The sequence below is a fragment of the Marinomonas shanghaiensis genome (genome assembly GCF_003259175.1).
In the GTDB taxonomy this organism is placed as follows: domain Bacteria; phylum Pseudomonadota; class Gammaproteobacteria; order Pseudomonadales; family Marinomonadaceae; genus Marinomonas; species Marinomonas shanghaiensis.
In genome coordinates, this window is the sequence record NZ_QGOK01000005.1 from 18937 (window position 1) to 35714 (window position 16778).

The 16778-nt window shown below is 42.9% G+C and carries 19 protein-coding genes; 9 read left to right on the forward strand and 10 right to left on the reverse strand.

The window, feature by feature from the left end; translation table 11 throughout:
- Positions 1-16: 16 nt before the first annotated feature.
- Both DKT73_RS03785 and DKT73_RS03790 read right to left on the reverse strand, forming a co-directional pair.
- Positions 17-1387 carry a sensor histidine kinase gene (locus DKT73_RS03785; RefSeq protein ID WP_232827773.1) on the reverse strand — a complete coding sequence of 457 codons (1371 nt, stop codon included), beginning with the start codon at positions 1385-1387 and terminating at the stop codon, positions 17-19.
- A gap of 10 nt (positions 1388-1397) precedes the next feature.
- Complete coding sequence (locus DKT73_RS03790) at positions 1398-2063, reverse strand: response regulator transcription factor (protein ID WP_111637262.1); 666 nt, start codon at positions 2061-2063, stop codon at positions 1398-1400.
- Between the two features lie 298 nt (positions 2064-2361).
- On the opposite strand from DKT73_RS03790, the gene DKT73_RS03795 reads away from it, so the two are divergent.
- The 5 genes from DKT73_RS03795 (at position 2362) to DKT73_RS03815 (ending at position 6417) form a co-directional block, all read left to right on the forward strand.
- On the forward strand, positions 2362-2928 hold the full coding sequence (locus tag DKT73_RS03795; protein WP_111637263.1) for an A24 family peptidase: 567 nt from the start codon (positions 2362-2364) through the stop codon (positions 2926-2928).
- Positions 2918-3427, forward strand: coding sequence for a TadE/TadG family type IV pilus assembly protein (locus DKT73_RS03800; protein WP_232827774.1), 510 nt, complete (start codon positions 2918-2920; stop codon positions 3425-3427). Before DKT73_RS03795 ends, DKT73_RS03800 begins: the two co-directional genes overlap by 11 nt.
- A gap of 70 nt (positions 3428-3497) precedes the next feature.
- Entirely contained in the window at positions 3498-3914 is a 417-nt protein-coding gene (locus tag DKT73_RS03805; protein ID WP_269814499.1) for a YbaN family protein, read from the forward strand.
- Positions 3915-3996: 82 nt separating this feature from the next.
- Positions 3997-4584, forward strand: coding sequence for a biliverdin-producing heme oxygenase (locus DKT73_RS03810; RefSeq protein WP_111637618.1), 588 nt, complete (start codon positions 3997-3999; stop codon positions 4582-4584).
- Between the two features lie 204 nt (positions 4585-4788).
- A complete protein-coding gene (locus DKT73_RS03815; protein WP_111637264.1) occupies positions 4789-6417 on the forward strand; it encodes a methyl-accepting chemotaxis protein in 1629 nt (542 codons plus the stop codon).
- Here the strand turns inward: DKT73_RS03815 and DKT73_RS03820 are convergent.
- The 7 genes from DKT73_RS03820 to DKT73_RS03850 all read right to left on the reverse strand — a co-directional run bounded on the left by DKT73_RS03820 (position 6410) and on the right by DKT73_RS03850 (position 10388).
- Positions 6410-6871 (reverse strand): DoxX family protein, encoded by a 462-nt coding sequence (locus tag DKT73_RS03820; RefSeq protein WP_232827775.1) that lies wholly within the window; start codon positions 6869-6871, stop codon positions 6410-6412. The two genes, DKT73_RS03815 and DKT73_RS03820, sit on opposite strands and share 8 nt — an antisense overlap.
- A 38-nt stretch (positions 6872-6909) precedes the next feature.
- Positions 6910-7665: an HvfC/BufC family peptide modification chaperone gene (locus DKT73_RS03825; protein WP_111637266.1), complete on the reverse strand. Its 756-nt coding sequence runs from the start codon at positions 7663-7665 to the stop codon at positions 6910-6912.
- Complete coding sequence (gene bufB, locus DKT73_RS03830; RefSeq protein ID WP_111637267.1) at positions 7658-8545, reverse strand: MNIO family bufferin maturase; 888 nt, start codon at positions 8543-8545, stop codon at positions 7658-7660. Before bufB ends, DKT73_RS03825 begins: the two co-directional genes overlap by 8 nt.
- Positions 8546-8560: 15 nt before the next feature.
- Positions 8561-8842 (reverse strand): BufA1 family periplasmic bufferin-type metallophore, encoded by a 282-nt coding sequence (locus DKT73_RS03835; protein WP_111637268.1) that lies wholly within the window; start codon positions 8840-8842, stop codon positions 8561-8563.
- A 100-nt stretch (positions 8843-8942) separates the two neighbouring features.
- Positions 8943-9134, reverse strand: coding sequence for a zf-HC2 domain-containing protein (locus DKT73_RS03840; RefSeq protein WP_111637269.1), 192 nt, complete (start codon positions 9132-9134; stop codon positions 8943-8945).
- Positions 9135-9764: an RNA polymerase factor sigma-70 gene (locus tag DKT73_RS03845; RefSeq protein WP_111637270.1), complete on the reverse strand. Its 630-nt coding sequence runs from the start codon at positions 9762-9764 to the stop codon at positions 9135-9137.
- Between the two features lie 75 nt (positions 9765-9839).
- Entirely contained in the window at positions 9840-10388 is a 549-nt protein-coding gene (locus tag DKT73_RS03850) for a gamma carbonic anhydrase family protein (RefSeq protein WP_111637271.1), read from the reverse strand.
- A 171-nt stretch (positions 10389-10559) separates the two neighbouring features.
- On the opposite strand from DKT73_RS03850, the gene prlC reads away from it, so the two are divergent.
- The 4 genes from prlC to DKT73_RS03870 are packed head-to-tail and all read left to right on the forward strand — an operon-like array spanning position 10560 to position 14578.
- The gene (prlC, locus tag DKT73_RS03855; RefSeq protein ID WP_111637272.1) at positions 10560-12590 is read left to right on the forward strand and encodes an oligopeptidase A; all 2031 of its coding nucleotides are present in this window, start codon (positions 10560-10562) and stop codon (positions 12588-12590) included.
- A 33-nt stretch (positions 12591-12623) separates the two neighbouring features.
- A complete protein-coding gene (locus tag DKT73_RS20255; RefSeq protein ID WP_111637273.1) occupies positions 12624-13571 on the forward strand; it encodes a HipA domain-containing protein in 948 nt (315 codons plus the stop codon).
- Positions 13564-14313 (forward strand): HIRAN domain-containing protein, encoded by a 750-nt coding sequence (locus DKT73_RS03865; protein ID WP_111637274.1) that lies wholly within the window; start codon positions 13564-13566, stop codon positions 14311-14313. The genes DKT73_RS20255 and DKT73_RS03865 overlap by 8 nt, the downstream gene beginning before the upstream one ends.
- A 4-nt stretch (positions 14314-14317) precedes the next feature.
- Positions 14318-14578: a YheV family putative zinc ribbon protein gene (locus DKT73_RS03870; RefSeq protein WP_111637275.1), complete on the forward strand. Its 261-nt coding sequence runs from the start codon at positions 14318-14320 to the stop codon at positions 14576-14578.
- A 98-nt stretch (positions 14579-14676) separates the two neighbouring features.
- On the opposite strand, the gene DKT73_RS03875 is transcribed toward DKT73_RS03870, so the two are convergent.
- Positions 14677-16596 (reverse strand): alpha-amylase family protein, encoded by a 1920-nt coding sequence (locus DKT73_RS03875; protein ID WP_232827776.1) that lies wholly within the window; start codon positions 16594-16596, stop codon positions 14677-14679.
- Positions 16597-16778: the final 182 nt, after the last annotated feature.

Consider the following 16778-nt stretch of genomic DNA (forward strand, 5'->3'; position numbering starts at 1 on the left):
AAACCAAGGTGGCTTTTTAATGAACGTCGTTTGATCCTAATTTGATGCAGACACAGAGTCCTGGATGCATATTGGTTAGCGTTAATTCTCCATTATGCAGTGACGCAATGGCTTGAATGAGCGTCAGTCCTAAACCGTGCCCAAAGACCTCTTTTTTGCTGGCGAGACGTTTGAAACGCTGCGTCACAAATTGCTGGCTTTCTTCTGGTATACCTGGGCCTTGGTCCGTCACTTTGATGAGTGTTTCACCTAATGACGTCGTAATGCTAAGACAGATTATTTTGCTTTGTGGGGCGTATTTAATCGCATTGTCTAGAAGGTTGGCGATGGCTTGGAAAATGAGGATCTGATCCGCATAAAAGATGTGCTTTTTATGGGCATCAATATGCAGCTCAATACCGTGGTTTTCGGCTAATGGCTGATAATATTCATAGACTTCATGCAGAATATCGTAGGCATTGATTTTGTCTTTCTGATGACAGACTTGTCCGGTTTCTACTTCTGATAAACGCATGATGGCACGAAACAGTATTTGGATTTGCTCGGTTTCTTTGATGGCTTGCTCAAGCTCGTGTTGCTCTTCTCCGTTGACCCGTTCTGATAGATTGATCAGCTTGTGCTGTAGGCGAGTGAGCGGGGTTCTGAGTTCGTGTGCAACATGGCTGGTGATGTCGCGCACTTCTTCCATGAGTTTTTGTGTGCGTCCTAAGACGAGATTTATTTCTTGGCTAAGCTGACCAAATTCATCGCCGTTATTTTTATAATGGACTCTGACACTGTGTTTGCCACGAGCATAATCTTCTAACACCGCAATAATGTGGTTCACCCGATAAAGGTTATGCAGGCTAAACGGCAGACTAATGAACAAAATGGTCAATTGTATGGCCAATAATCCCGCCCCGGTCATGAGAGGAATAAGACGCGTTTGTTGGATCATTGGCTGTACGTTATAGGCGTTAAAATACATGCCACCATCGACCAACGGAACCAATAACCCCAACAACTCGATACTGGGGCTTTTTAAGGACAAAATTCGTGGTGGATTGGTGTTGTTTTGCTGTAATACGCTGATGTGGCTGTCCGATAAATAGTGCTTATTTCCCGACAATATGTGGCTATTGGCATCAAAAATGAAGGTAAAGTGATCTTTTCGACTTTCGGTTATACGGTTTGTTGTTAATAACTCTGCCAGCTGAGTGCTGCTGTTAAACGCAACGTTCAATTTCTGATTTTCGAGGTTCTCAAAAATCATGCTGCGCACATGACTTTTCATGATGTTCTCTAAAATCGCATTACTGATAAAAATAGCAGTACAAGAAATCAATAAGCAAATAAAAGCGATGGTGGCGGCTTGCCGAAAGCTGCTGCTGTGGAGCAATGGCTTCATAAACACCTTGTTATCCTAATGCATAGCCAACGGATCGAATGGTACGAATGATGGGGTTTTTCGAGCCGCCATCTAACTTATGTCGAAGTTTAGAAAGATGAACGTCGAGTACGTTAGTTTGTGGATCAAAGTGATATCCCCACGCTTTTTCTAGTAGCATGCTACGAGTGACGGTTTGACCTGGGTGCTCGGCAAGCACAAAAAGCAGTTTAAATTCTTTATTGGTTAAATCGATCCGCTGCCCCGAACGTGTTACTTCATGGCGTTCAAGGTTGATCATCATATCTTTGATTTTAATGAGATTATTCGATGTGGCTTGTTTGGTACGACAATATAGCCGCTCTAGCCGTAGAAGCAGCTCTGTGAAATCGAAGGGCTTACCTAAATAGTCATCGGCACCTGCTCTTAGTCCTTCTATCCGGTCAGACGTTTGGTCGTTGGCAGATAGGATGAGGATGGGCGGATGGGGAATCTTGTCCAGTAAACCAAGCAGCTGAATGCCGTCTATTTTAGGGATGACACGGTCTAACAGGATCACATCAAAGACTTCTTCTGTAATCAGTTTCAGTGCGTCTTCACCATTGTCCACCAACTTGCATGTATGTCCTGATACGTGCAGTTTGTTGCTAATCCAATGGCTAACGGAAGCATCATCTTCAACAACGAGAATACGCATATTCAATTATCTCTTAGGGCAAAAAGTGACGGGAAAGGACGTAGGCATAGTATTATAAAATGATAATGATTATCAATGCTATTTTTCGTGCCTGTGTGTCGTATACCCACGCCTCTATCGATACGCATTGTTTGCCTAGGGTTTTCTAACGTTTTTCTAATGCATTGTCCTCTATCCTAGCAATTGAGTCGTAAAGAGCCAGTGTCTATTCATTAAGCATTCTTAATGCTTTGTCTGTTGAGTTGAAAATAAGAATGAATCCTAATATGAGGACATTAAATGTTGTGTGAATGGATGAATGACGGATTTTTTGATTTCTTGCGTTCTGGTCTGTGTCTTGCTGTGGGGCATTGTTTCAGAGGTGTTTTATCATCGTATTGGCAATTTCCTAGTGGGTAGCCTGTTAGCGGGCTGGATTGTGATGGCGCTTCTGTCTTTCTCTTCTTTGGTAACCTATGAGCCGATGTCTCAGCCTGAGTTGCTAAGAGATTTAGCTTTCTCTATTGCGGGAGCTGTGTGTGCATTACTGGTAGGGGTTGGACTATTGTTACTGGGACAAGCGGGGGCGGGTGATATCAAACTGATGTCGGTGCTGTGTCTGTGGGTTGGTTTTGATAATCAACTGATTTTTTTGATGATAACGGCGCTAGCGGGGGGAATACTGGTGCTCTTTGCGCCTCTTATTTCTTACATTGAGTCAAAGGGAGCGACGTTTTTTACGCGTATGTCAACTCAGTATTCTCGATTTAATATGGCAAACCCTTTAGGTCTTTCCTATGACGGTGTGCGAGGCGTACCATATAGTGTGGCATTGTCTGTTGGCGCGTTTTATTTTCTTTGGCCTCGTCTTGTTTATGTTTTTTAATTCTCGAAAGGAAACGATACGCTCGATTCGACTTTTTAGCAAAGAGACGCAAGCGTTTGTCTCTGTTGAATTCGCTTTGCTGTTTCCTGTCATTCTATTTAGCCTAATGATGTTCGTTGAATTAATGAGAATCGCCTTAGTTATTGTATTCGTTGGCCATACTTTAGAGAATATTGTTGAGACATTACCTACAGACAATGTGTTTTTTGTATTGAGTGAGGAAGAAAAGAAAGATTGGTTAAGTGATGAGGTTGTAAAAAAATCTTACGGTATTGCTTCCATAGATAATATTAATATGACGTTGCAAACGTTTTCTATTTCTCGTGATTTTACAGGTTTAAATTTGGATGATTATCATTCTATTCCTATGTTGAACATAAGCCTGTTACTGAATGAAAAATTTATAACGCCTTTACCTTGTTTTTTTGGCCTAGGGGACTCTTTTCAGCATGAATATAGGCAGTTTGTTGGTGACCTGATAAATACTTCGGTATTATGAATAAGATTCTGTTTCTAAACAGTAGATACCATGATATTGACTGTAAATCGGTTTTAAAAAAGAGAAGGGGATGAGCCTGTTGAGATTAAGTACAGTGATTGCCAATAGCAAAACCCTCGTTTACCAAATAATTGCGGTGCTTAGTTTGGTGATGGCCTTTGTGGGAATTATGGTTCCTGGTATTCCTGCAACTGAATTTATATTGTTATGCGCGTGGTCTTCATCCAAGGGTTCTCCTAGAATTCATCGATTTTTACATAATAATCGATTTACAGGGCCTGCTTTATATAATTGGAATAATGGCAAAGTTATTTCTCAGAAAAGTAAAATACTGTCGTCCTTTAGCATGATTTTTTGTGCGTGTTTATTGTTGTATAGTGATGTTAATGTATATGTTCTATTTTTTGCTTTATCAGGAATGTTTATTGGTTTTTTGTGGATGTGGTCTAGGCCAACACAAGTGAAAAGGACAATAAATAAATGTTAGCTTTTCTTAATATAAACAAGATGGCTATTGAGAAGGCAAGTTTTTATCATTACATAAGATGGATTTTTAAATGAGGCCAGATATGCAAACAATAGAAAAAGATCAAGATATTATGACATTTGCAAAGCGTTTAAAATATTCTACACGTACTCATCATGATGGTGTTGATTCAATGGTCATGAAGTCAGAGCCATTTGCAAATGAAGACAATTACAGAAAATTTTTGCGACTACAGCATATTTTTCATTTATCGGTTGCTCCCTTGTATCAGCATCCTGATCTGCAGGCATTGTTTCCTGGATTGGCTGAATTACCACGGTTGTCTGCGGTTGAGTCGGATTTGAATGACTTGGGCTTAAAGGCGGATGTCGATGCATCTTTGTTAGCAACCCCCACGGATTTGTATCAGGCCATTGGGTGGCTTTATTGTAGTGAAGGTTCCAATATTGGTGCGGCATTTTTGTATAAAGAGACTCAGAAGTTGAAGTTTGATGCCGACCATGGCGCTCGGCATTTAGCGGCTCATTCGGAAGGACGAGCACCGCACTGGCGTAAGTTTGTGGCTCAGCTGGATGCGTTGTCACTGACAGAGGAGCAAGAAGCTCTGGCAATAAAAGGCGCGATGGATGCGTTTGCTTTCTATAAAAAGACCTTGGCTGCTATTGGTTAATTTTTCACGCCAGATAGTTTGATTTTTGTAATCGTTTTTCGCTTATAAGTCTTTACCTAAAAGCCACCTAAGAAAACTTAGGTGGCTTTTTATTTTTATCTTTTATGCTTGTGTACTGTAATAAAACGAGGTGTTTATTCGTCTAATGTGCTTAGATTAAGTTATGTTTTTTCTGTTATTTACTATTCCAAAAAGGACGTTTTCATGATGGGTTTTACTAGTATCCGTGGTCGTCTACGGGCGAGTTATTTGGTGCTGTTGGCGTTACTGGTGCTCGTAGTGGTGTTGTCAGTGAGTCGCTTCCAGCTTCTCTCCGGTAATATCCGCAGTATCGTTGACGAAAACGCGGCTTTAGTTGAGTTAGCTGGAGAGCTAAATGTTAATGCAGAGAGTCTGGCCAGTCGCCTGTTGTTGCTGTTTGTTTTAGAGGAGCGAAACGCTCGCGTTGCTATTTATAAAGAAATTGATGAGCGAAATAGTAATTTAGACAGCAGTTTAGAAAAAATGGCTTTACTGGTACAGACGCCCCAAGATAAGGCAGTTGTCGAGGGTTTGAAAGTGCAGCGTCAGGTATATCAGGATGCGCTTCAGGCAACCGTCGAAGCCTTGGAGTTTGGTGAGCTAGAAGAAGCAAAAAAATTGATGGCAGGCTCGACTCGTGATGAATTACAAGTCTTTTTAAAGCAAACGTCTGCATTGTCCGAGTACGAACGCAGTTTGATGCAGGCAAAGCAGAAAGAAGTGTTGTTTGAATCAGAATTGGCCATTTGGTTAACCGTTGGAGTAGGGGCTTTGGCTGTTCTGATTGGTTTAATCATGTCTGTTTTGATCACTCGTAGCATTGTGAATCCGCTTAATTATGTGATGGCGTTGTTAGATAATTTTGCCCATGGTGATCTTTCTCAAGAGATTACATCAACACAAAAAGGTGAAATTGGTCAGCTATTAGACAGTGTGAAACGTATGCGGATCAGTTTAGCTGGCGTCATTCGGCAAATTGATAAGAGTGCAAGAACCGTTGTTGGGGCTGTTGGTGATATTCGTTCGAATGTGGCAGATGTGAATCAGGGCGCTAACACTCAAGCCACCATGGCGTATGATATCCAACAGTCCGTCAGTGAATTATCGAATGCCGCGAATGTGATGGCAGATCATGTGAGCGTGTCTCGTAATCAAGCGGAGGCTGCCCACGACTTAGCCAAACACGGTAAACAGGTCATTACTTCTGCGGCGAAAGATATTACAGCGGTTGCGGCTTATATTGAGGAGACTTCTCATGCTGTAGCAGAGTTGAATAAAAGTGCGACGACGGTCACAGAGTTTGTTAATAGCATTCGCAATGTGGCAGAGCAAACTAATCTTTTGGCACTAAATGCTTCTATCGAAGCCGCTCGTGCAGGAGAAAGTGGCCGAGGCTTTGCTGTTGTGGCGGATGAAGTTCGTAACTTGGCAACGAATACCGCGCAGGTGACAGCTTCCATCGATAAAGTCATTACCACCATCAGTAGTTTGTCGATGCAGATTTCTAATGAAATGGTACAAGGTCAGGAAAAAATGCGTCATGGTGTGGCGCAAATTGAGGAAGTGGTTGCACCTCTTAGTCAATTGGAAGCCGATTCTGCAAACTCTTTGAGAAGTCTGGATGGTCTTTCGCAACTGGCTCAACAGCAGGCAAGAGAAGCGAAAGATATGGCTGAACACATTACTCGTATCGTTGACGTCACGGTGAGCAATGATCAAACTTCAAAGCGTTTAAGTCAGCTCACCGATGCATTATCTGGTGCCGCAGAGCAAACTCATGAGGCAACGTCTACGTTTACTTTGCCTACTTAGTTTTGGATAACACGTGATCCAAAGAAACAACACCTGCGCCACGGTACATAAGCAGAAGAGCAATGGCTAACCATGTGGCGTGGGTTGGGTAGGCGTCGGGATAGACAAACAGTTGAATGACTAAGGTCATGCTTGCTAAGCCAAACGCTGCGAAGCGGGTAAAAAAGCCCATTAATATGAGAATGGGTAAGACATGCTCGGCCACTGTGGCCATTATGGCCGCGATCATAGGTGGGATCAGTGGCAAGTTATACTCGTGTTCAAATAGAAATAAGGTTGTCTCTTTTAGATGAGGCCAGCCTAATTGTACTTCCATCGCAATGATATCTAAGGAAAATCCTTCTATTTTGGTTTGACCAGACTTCCAAAAGACCGCCGCAATAGCAAATCGTGCGATGCATAAAATCATCGACTCAGGTATTTTTTTGAAGACGCTCTCACTGATTTGTAGCATAGACGACACCATAAATTTCCCCATTAGAATGTTTGCCTTTAGGCAGCGGCTTCGGACACGTGAGTGATTAGTTGCCATTGAATGAGTTTTGCTAAGCTGGCTCCAGTGTCAAATGTATCATCATCTGGAATAGCCTCTTCGAGTGTTTTATCTTGCATGAGACGTTGAATAAAAGAGGCTTCGGCTTCACTGATGACATGCATTTCAGCGTATATAAAGGATTTTGAAAGAAGTAAGTGCTCGCTATTGTTAATGTCGAGTTGCGTTAAACTCTGCTCACTGGGCTGTTTGTGAGCCAAATAAATGGAGCCAATCGCATAGCAAGAAAGCATTATTTGAGTGTTTGGTGATAAACGTATCAACAGCTTTGCCGGGTCTGTTGTGTGGTTGAATGCGGCGGATACTTCTTCGTGTGTTAGTGGTGTAAATTCTGGTGCATGGGTCAGTGTTAAGAGTTTGTACTCAAGGTCAGCAATATCCCCTAAAAATGCGACACTTTGTGACGGTTCAAATGCTCTAATAAAATCCGCAAATGTGCCTCCGTATTCGCGGATAATAGGGCTTTTGGGCCGATTTTGCTGGAGGTATTCTCGTGCCATAGCACGGAAAAAATCTTCACCGACGAGTGTTTGGGTGATCGGAAATATATCGGCTAAGGCATCCATCAAGGACACATACACATTATTGCGGTAGACGTTGAAACGAAGGGCTTTTTCCTTACTGGATTGACCTTTTATCTCTTTGTAAAAAGCCTCGTCTTGGTGAAACAATGCATCGTTAAATGCCTTATTCATGGCGGCTTTCCTGTTTTATTTGTGCTCTTATTTGGTCCGCTTGTTGCGCTTCGGCTTGTAATATTGACAGTGTGGGTAAATTGCCATCTCGTTCTATTAGGGTAGGTCGATCACCTATGGTCTTTAAGGTATGCTGATATAAGCGCCACACTTCATTGGACACGGGAGTGTCATGGCTGTCTATCTTTAAGGCGATGGTCGGATTTTCATCCAGCGTGTGGCCAGCTAAGTGGATTTGTCCTACCGCGTCGCCTGGAAAACCATTAATGTAATCAAATGGGTTAGTTTGGTGGTTAAAGCAAGACACTTCCACGTTGTTAATGTCGAGTAATAAACCACAACCAGTGCGTTGAGTCATTTCACGGATAAAATCAATTTCACTGCGATCACTACGGTGAAACTCAAAATAAGTCGATGGGTTTTCCATTAAAATCTGACGTTTTAGCGTCGATTGAAGTTGGTCTATGTGCTCACAAACACGGTTTAATGTTGCTTGATCATATGCCACGGGCAAAAGATCGTTCAGAAACGTATGGTCGTGGGTTGACCACGCTAGGTGCTCAGAAAAGACCTCGGGTTGAACGTCCTCAACGAGCTGTGCGATGCGTTTCAAATGTGCCTGATCTAATGGCGTGTCTGCGCCAATCGACAAACCAACACCGTGTATGGTGAATGCATAATGCGCTCTGATTTTTTGTAGATAATAGCGCGCAGGCCCACCTAGACTTAGGTAGTTTTCCGCATGGATCTCGAAAAAGCCGAGAGTCGGGCGTTGATCTAAAATTTCATGATAATAAGAAGGCTTTAGGCTAATGCCGGTGTTGTCAATAAAGCTCGAAGGCGCTGGCGCGCCTTGGCTTTGTTTTGGCGTAAATACCATGTGAATTAATGGCCCTTAAAAGGCGTTTAATTGGCCATGGCCTGTGGGTGATGTTTTAGAGTCCATTTCTACACAGCTGCCAGCGGGTACTAATTTCCACGCATCGGATTGATAGTCTGTTTTAGACGTGCCAGCACATGATGTACCAGGACCTGCAGCGCAATCATTTTGACCCGCAAGTGCGACACCGTAGCATTTTTCTTTTGCTGCCGCTTCGGCTGGTGAGGTGACTGCGACAGCAGAAAGAGCGATGGCTGAACCAAGAGCAAGAGACAAAGAGAGTTTAGAGCTTTTCATGGGTGGATCCTCGGTGTTGTTTTAAGAAAAACGCGTTTATTTGCTTATTACAGTGTATTTGACGTTAGAGGTGTTCGCTTTATTACACACAAAAATAAAATTATTTCTCTTCGGGCTCTTTGGCTTTTGTATAGGATTTTGATAGTTCGCGCAGTGTTTCCATTTGTCGTCCAAATTGACGACAAGGTGAACAAATAGCGGTATGCATGGCCAAATTTATTTTTTCTTTGTTGCTGAGCGGACGGTCTAACTTCTCAGAGAGCATTTGGGTCGCCTGTTTGCATTTCATCATTTACGACGTCTCCTTTTGAAACCAGTGATCTTCTAAGCATTCGCGCAAGCGCAGGCGAGCGCGATATAAGGTGACATTTAGGCTGCTTACTGACACCTCTTCGTTATGACAAATTTCAGGCGTATCCATTTCGAGAAATTCGCGCATCATAAACAATCGACCATATTTTGCGGGCAAGGCCTCCAAGCATGCATCGAAAATACGCCAAAAATCGTCATTTTCTACATCATGATCAGGTTGATCCCATTTTTTAGGGCGCTCGTCTTGCTGCCAGTGGCCATTTTCTTCAAAAAGATGCTCGATCAAGGCGTCACCACTTAGGTTTGGGCCTTCTTCTAGTTGGCTGGCAGCCGTGTGGCGCTTTTCTTTGCGTAGTAGATCAATCAATTTATTCTTTAAAATAGAAAACACCCAAGTCTTAAACGCCGCTTGGCGCGCAAAACGGTCAATATGTTGATAAGCGGACAACATGGCTTCTTGTACTGCGTCTTCCGCTAATTGACTATCTCGCACTTGCAGCTTGGCAAATTTCAGCATTTGAGTGCGCAACGCTTTTGTAAATGCCACATCTTGAAAAATGCTTTCTGCCTCTGAAGGGGCCATTTCAACAGAGATATTTGCGTTTGTCATTTAAGCCTCGGATTGTTTAGCTGGTTATGAGACGTTGTTGGATGAGTTTTTATTACCATTCAACAACGTTATTTTTTATGTATTTTTTTGGCTCGCTTCCGCTAAGTATTCATCTTTTAGTTTGACGTAGTTCAATCCGGCGTATTGAAAGTATTCAATTTCTTTGTCGTTGAGGGGACGAATCTGTTTCACAGGGGAACCCATATACATAAAGCCTGTTTCTAGGCGTTTGCCTGGAGGTACCAAAGAGCCCGCGCCGATAATGACTTCGTTTTCAATCACAGCGCCATCCAGAATGGTGGTTCCCATGCCAACCAAGACTCGGTTGCCAATCGTACAACCATGCAACATCGCCATATGACCCACGGTGACATCGTCACCAATTTCTAAAGGATGACCTTCTGGCTTGTAAGCACTGGCATGGGTAATGTGCAAACAGGAATTGTCTTGGATACTGGTGCGAGCGCCTATACGAATGCGATGCATGTCACCGCGTATGGCGACCAAAGGCCACACTGAGCTATCTTCACCAATAGTGACATCGCCAATAACCACAGCGCTATCATCGACCCAAACACGATCACCAAGTTGTGGTGTTTTACCACGGAAAGATTTCATTACCATAAATGCTCTCTTTTTAAAGAGGAGTTGTTAATAGAATGTGCTAATAAATGAAGGAACTATTAACACAATAGGGTTTAATGCATTGAAAAAGTATTAAGACAACCTATCTTAGTAAGCATAGTATTGATCAATGCAATACAGCGTTCAATTAATATAAAAGGATATCATGATATGTCACAGTCTGTATGGGACGCGACCAGCTTACCGAACTTTACCGATGTTGATGTTGCGAACATCGAAGCGGATCTAGAGGCGTTACTAAAACGTAATCAAGCGGCCATCGACGCCTGCGTGAGTGAAAACCCTCATCCAACATGGCAAAGCCTCGTTTTGCCATTGGATCAATTACATGATGATTTAAACAATTTTTGGTCACCGATTGGTCATCTAAACTCAGTCAAAAATACACCAGAATTGCGAGCAGCTTATAACGCTTGTTTGCCAAAGTTGACTCAGTACTACACCGACCTTGGTCAAAACAAAGCCTTGTATCAAGCTTATAAAAATCTTGCTGAAAGCGACGCTGCAGAAAACCTAACCCAAGCCCAGAGTGAAGCGTTAACACAAACCATTCGAGACTTTGAGTTATCGGGTGTGGGTCTAGAAGGCGAAGCCAAAAAGCGTTATGGCGAAATAAGCCAGCGTTTGTCCGAGCTGGGCAGTCAGTTTGGCGAAAACGTATTGGACGCGACTCAGGCTTGGAGCAAGCTTATTACGGATGAGAGCGAGTTGTCTGGTCTACCTGAATCGGCTTTGGCGCAAGCGAAACAAATGGCCGAAGCCAAAGAAAAAGACGGTTGGCTGTTTACCTTAGACTTTCCATCTTACATGCCTGTGATGAGCTACGCAGACAACGCTGAGTTACGCGAAGAAATGTACCGTGCTTTCGCTACTCGTGCATCAGATCAAGGCGGCGACATCAAATTTAACAACGCGCCTCTGATCGACGAAATTTTGTCATTGCGTCATGAGATGGCCCAGATCCTTGGTTTTGAAAATTACGCTGAATTGTCCGTGGCCACCAAAATGGCTGACAATGGGCAGCAGGTAATTGATTTCTTAGAAGACCTAGCTAAAAAATCAAAAAGTTCGGCAGAACAAGATCTTGCGCAATTAAAGGCGTTTGCGAAAGACGAAAATGGTGTGGAAACATTAAACGCATGGGACATGACTTACTACGCAGAAAAATTGCGTCAGCATAAGTACAGTATTTCCCAAGAAGAACTGCGTCCTTACTTTCCAATGAATAAGGTTTTGTCAGGATTGTTTCACGTGGCACAAACCTTATTTGGCGTCGATATTCGTGAAGAAAATGAGTTTGATAGTTATAACAAGAACTTACAGCTTTTCACTATTAGCAAAGAGGATGAAGACATTGCTCGTTTCTATCTAGATCCTTATGCTCGCGAAGCAAAGCGCGGTGGTGCATGGATGGATTCTTGTCGTACTCGTCGCCGTTTGAGTGACGATCGTTTACAGCTACCCATTGCCTATCTTGTGTGTAATTTCACGCCACCAATCGGTGACAAACCGGCTCTGTTGACGCATGACGAAGTGACCACCTTGTTCCATGAATTTGGTCACGGCTTGCACCATATGTTGACCCAAGTGGACGTTTCATCCGTATCGGGTATTAATGGCGTCGCATGGGATGCGGTTGAGCTACCCAGTCAATTTATGGAAAACTGGTGCTACGAGCCAGAAGCATTGGCTCATATAGCAGGCCATTACGAAACGGGTGAGCCGTTACCACAAGACTTATTAGACAAGATGCTGGCGGCGAAGAACTTCCAATCTGGTATGCAGATGATGCGTCAGCTGGAGTTTTCTTTGTTCGATTTCCGTTTGCACAGGGAATATCAACAAGGTATTTCAGTTCAATCGGTCATTGATGATGTGCGCAGCAAAGTAGCAGTGACGACACCTCCTGAATTTAACCGTTTCCAAAATAGCTTCTCGCACATTTTTGCGGGTGGTTACGCGGCAGGTTATTACAGTTACAAATGGGCGGAAGTCTTGTCAGCGGATGCTTTCTCGAAATTCGAAGAAGACGGCATCTTCAATAAAGATACCGGCGCACGCTTCCGTGATACCATATTAGCCAACGGTGGTTCTCGTCCGGCAGCGGAGTTGTTCGCTGAATTCCGAGGTCGTGAACCAAGCACCGATGCCTTATTGAGACACAGCGGCATCGCTGCTTAAGTTTTTTGAGGAGTGTAGGGATGGGCAGAATACATGGAAGTTGAAGACTTATATAATGTTCAAGAGCTAACAGAGAATGCTGAATTATATGAGCAGTTAGGAACTAAAGAAAAGTTTTGGTTTCGGGATTTAAGCTCTCCAGATAGTCAAAGAACGCTATTTAAATATTCCAGATCGAATACTGGGGAGCATTGGTCTGAAAAGTGTGCAGAGCAATTATGTGAGTTATTAGGCATACCACATGTGAAGTATGAGATTGCTATACATAATGAGCGATATGGTGTTGTCTCTCCTAATATAGTTGATAAGAACGAACACTTGGTTATGGGGAATGAACTACTTAATAAGGATGATCCTGAGGAGTACCCTGTACCAGTAGACTTTGCTGATAATAAACAAAAGGTAACAAGTCATACTGTTACGAGAGTTTTAGCTTTTCTTGCTAGGTCTAAGGTCCAGTCACCTAAGTCTGACTTTGATTTGAATGGTTTAGGCGCAGCAGAAGTTTTTTGTGGTTATCTGATGTTAGATGCATTAATAAGCAATCAGGATAGACACCACGAAAATTGGGCTGTGATAGTCGAAACTAAGAATGGCAAAGCGGTATTTAGGTTATGTCCGACTTATGATCATGCTGCAAGCTTGGGTAGAGAACTATTAGATAGAGAACGTGTTGAAAGGCTTCAAACCAAAGACAAAAATCGATCTGTTGAGATTTTTGTGCAGAAAGCCCGATCGCAGTTATATAAATTTAAAACAGATAGAAAACCTATGAAAACGGTTGATGCTTTTGTTTATGCAGTGCAGAAATATCCATCAGCCAAGAAGTATTGGTTATCAAAGCTGGACTTGCTTACTGAAGCAAACATTAAAAGAGTATTCGATCGAATACCGCCTGATCTGATATCAGATGTTGGTAGGGACTTTGCCTACAGGGTGGTTATTGAAAATCGAAAAAGGTTATTAAAACATCATGAATAAGCAAACTGCATTTTTAACTTGGCAAGATCCAGACTCAAGAGATTGGCATGTTATTGGCGTTTTAGAGTATGAAAAAGGGCAGTATTCTTTTAGATATACTCAAGGAAGCAAGGCCACAGATAATTTTGTTCCTTTTAGTGGTATGGAAAATTTAACGAAAGAATACAAGTCCTCAGGCTTGTTTCCTATTTTCCAAAATCGGTTGTTATCCTCCAGACGTCCAGAGTTCCCGAAATTCATTTCTTGGCTAGGTTTAAACTCTGAAACCGCTAATAATATGGATGTACTGACAAGGTCTGGTGGAGTAAGAGGTACTGATAATTTACAATTGTTCCCTAAAATTGAATTAGGTAGTAATGGTGAATTTGAGCATGTATTTTTTGTTCATGGTGTCCGATATCTAACAGGCAGTGCGCGCCACCGAATTGATTCCCTCAAAGCTGCTGATATCTTGTACGCATGCTTAGACATTCAGAATGATTTTGATCACAATGCCGTTCTTCTTCGTACGCAAAATCCACCTGAGATTTTGGGGTATGTTCCTAGGTATTTGTCGTTGGAATTATTCTCTATTTTAAAGAAAGATCAGAGCGCTGTGAGTTTTTACGTTGAGCAAATTTCAGATGAAGCGCCTGAGAGCTATAAATTGCTGTGTAGAGTAAAAGGACAGTTACCTACAGAATTACAAAATAGTTTTATGGCAGGTCAAGAATACCAGCCATTAACCGATCAAGGTAACTAGGGTTATGACAGTAAAACGCTTTATCGCAGGGGCGGTGTGCCCTCGTTGCAGTGAGATGGATAAGATTCGTGCATGGCGCGATGATGAGGTTGAAAAACAGTATCGCGAATGCATAGTGTGTGGTTACACAGATGAGCAGTCGACTGTGGTGCAAGCACAGCCAACCGAGATCCCGACTCGCGTCAATAAACCGCACAGCAGTGCGCCGCAAGCGGAAGAAATGGTGATTAATTTTATCCCGAATCCGGGTTCGACCAAGCACTAACGACACGGTATTTGGCAACTAAAAAGCGGATCGTCTTTACAGGCAATCCGCTTTTTTTATACCTTGTTTTTTATATCGATGCTAAGCCAAGAATGAATCTAAGCCTTTGTTAACCAAAGTATATCCAACGGTTCGATAAGGTTTAACGATGGTAAATCTATCGATTCTTTGTTGAGCAAGTTGATAGCAGTATCTTGTCCAATTAATTCACTGAGCGATTTGCCTAGTGGTAAATGTTGAAGTGGTACTTGGTGTTCGCTCATGTTGGCGATGACGAAGAGTGTTTTATCCCCGTGTTGTCGTTTAAAGGCGAATAAGTGTTCACTGCCCAAGGACACCAGTTCAAATTCTTGCGCGGCAAAAAGTGCATTGGATTTGCGGATTTGAATCATTTCTCGGATCAGCTGAGCAATTTTCCCTTGTGGTGTGCTTGGGTCTTCTGCTAATGCAAAATCCGCCTCAGTTAGCTTCTTACGATGCACCCAGCGGCTGTCATCGACTTTCGTTGGATCATTCAAATAATCATCATTGTTGAGTACACCAAGGTCATCGCCTTGGTACAACAATGGAATACCTGGCATAGCGAAATTAATGCCATTCAGTACGCGAATGCGTTTGATGGCATGATCCAGTAGCAGTGGATCGTTTGCGGCTATGGCGTTTTCAACACCGGCCAGCGACGCTAAGGTGCCACATACTCGGCAGTCACCATTGACGGGGTTTTCTTGAAACGGCACACCCGCGGCGAAAGAGCCTTCGAATTGCCCGGTATAGAATTGGTTTAAGAAGCGTCGGTGGCCAATACCGTCAATACCGAGACGATCAGAGATGGCGTCATCCCACAACCAACCAATGTCGTCATGACAGCGGATATAGTTGATCCAAGTCGTGTGCTCAGGGATTTTGAAGCTGCGCTCCAGTGATTGGTAAAGTAAGCTGGTTTGGCGTGTCGCTAAGCTTTCCCATAACAAGGCCATCATCAGTGGGTTGTAAGACAAATTACATTCATCGGCACCAATGTACTTGTTTACTTCATCTGGATGAACAATCGCCTCGGATTTAAACACCACTTGTGGCGCGGCAATGTCTAAGCAGGCTTTGAACGCTTTAATGAGATTATGAGCCTTAGGCAAATTCTCACATACGGTGCCTTTTTCTTTCCAAACAAAGGCTAAGGCGTCGAGTCGTAATACATCACAACCGTTTAATATCAGGTGTAACATTTCCTCTACAACAGCAACAAACACCGCCGGATTGGAATAGTTTAAATCCCATTGGAACGAGTTAAAGGTGGTCCAAACATGGCGGTCTAATTCGGGCAAATAAGTGAAACTGCCGCGACGAATTTGCGGGAATATTTCGCGCACGGTTTGATTGTATTCAACCGCTTCCTGTTCGCCCATGAAATAGTAATAGCCTTGGTATTCTTTATCGCCAGACTTAGCGGCTTCGGCCCAACGATGCTCATCGGAAGTGTGGTTGAATACAAAGTCCAACACCATACGAATCCCTTTCTTGTGCAGCGCAGAAGCTAGGTCTTTTAAGTCTTTATTGGTGCCTAAGTTAGGGGATACGGTGCGGTAATCCGAAATTGCATAACCGCCGTCACTGTTACCTTCTGGCGATAAATAAAGTGGCATTAAATGTACGTAATTAATGCCTAAGGATTCAAAATACGGAATCTTGTCGATCAGAGAACTTAGGTCATCGGCTAACAAATCAACGTATACCGCAATACCAACATTCTGATTGGATTCAAACCAAAATTCTGACTTGTCTTTGATTTGTGCTGGGCGTTTTTTCTTTTGAAAATCAATAAAAGATTGCAGCAATACTTTGAGATGAAAGTGCAGGTCGAAACAGTGCTGGTAAAGCGGAAAAAGTTGCTCAAACAATGGCTGAAAATTCGTTTCTAAGCGTGAAATAAAGACGTTTTTTTGCTGAGAAGTGAGCGGACCAAAATCCAATTCGGCTAGCAAGCGCTGCTGCGTTTTTTGTGCTTCGAAAGAGAAATCCATGACCATATAGTTGCCTTTTGTGAGAGGCTCGCACCGTTAAGTTCGAGTTAAGTTGTTATTTTGGTTGGATCGCTGAACAGACTGGTGTTCCTCGTTTGCCATTGGAAAACGTAGCGTAAGGACTGGGGCGGGTCAATATGTGGAGTTTCTAAAAACGGACTTAATTTCCGAGGCAATCTCTG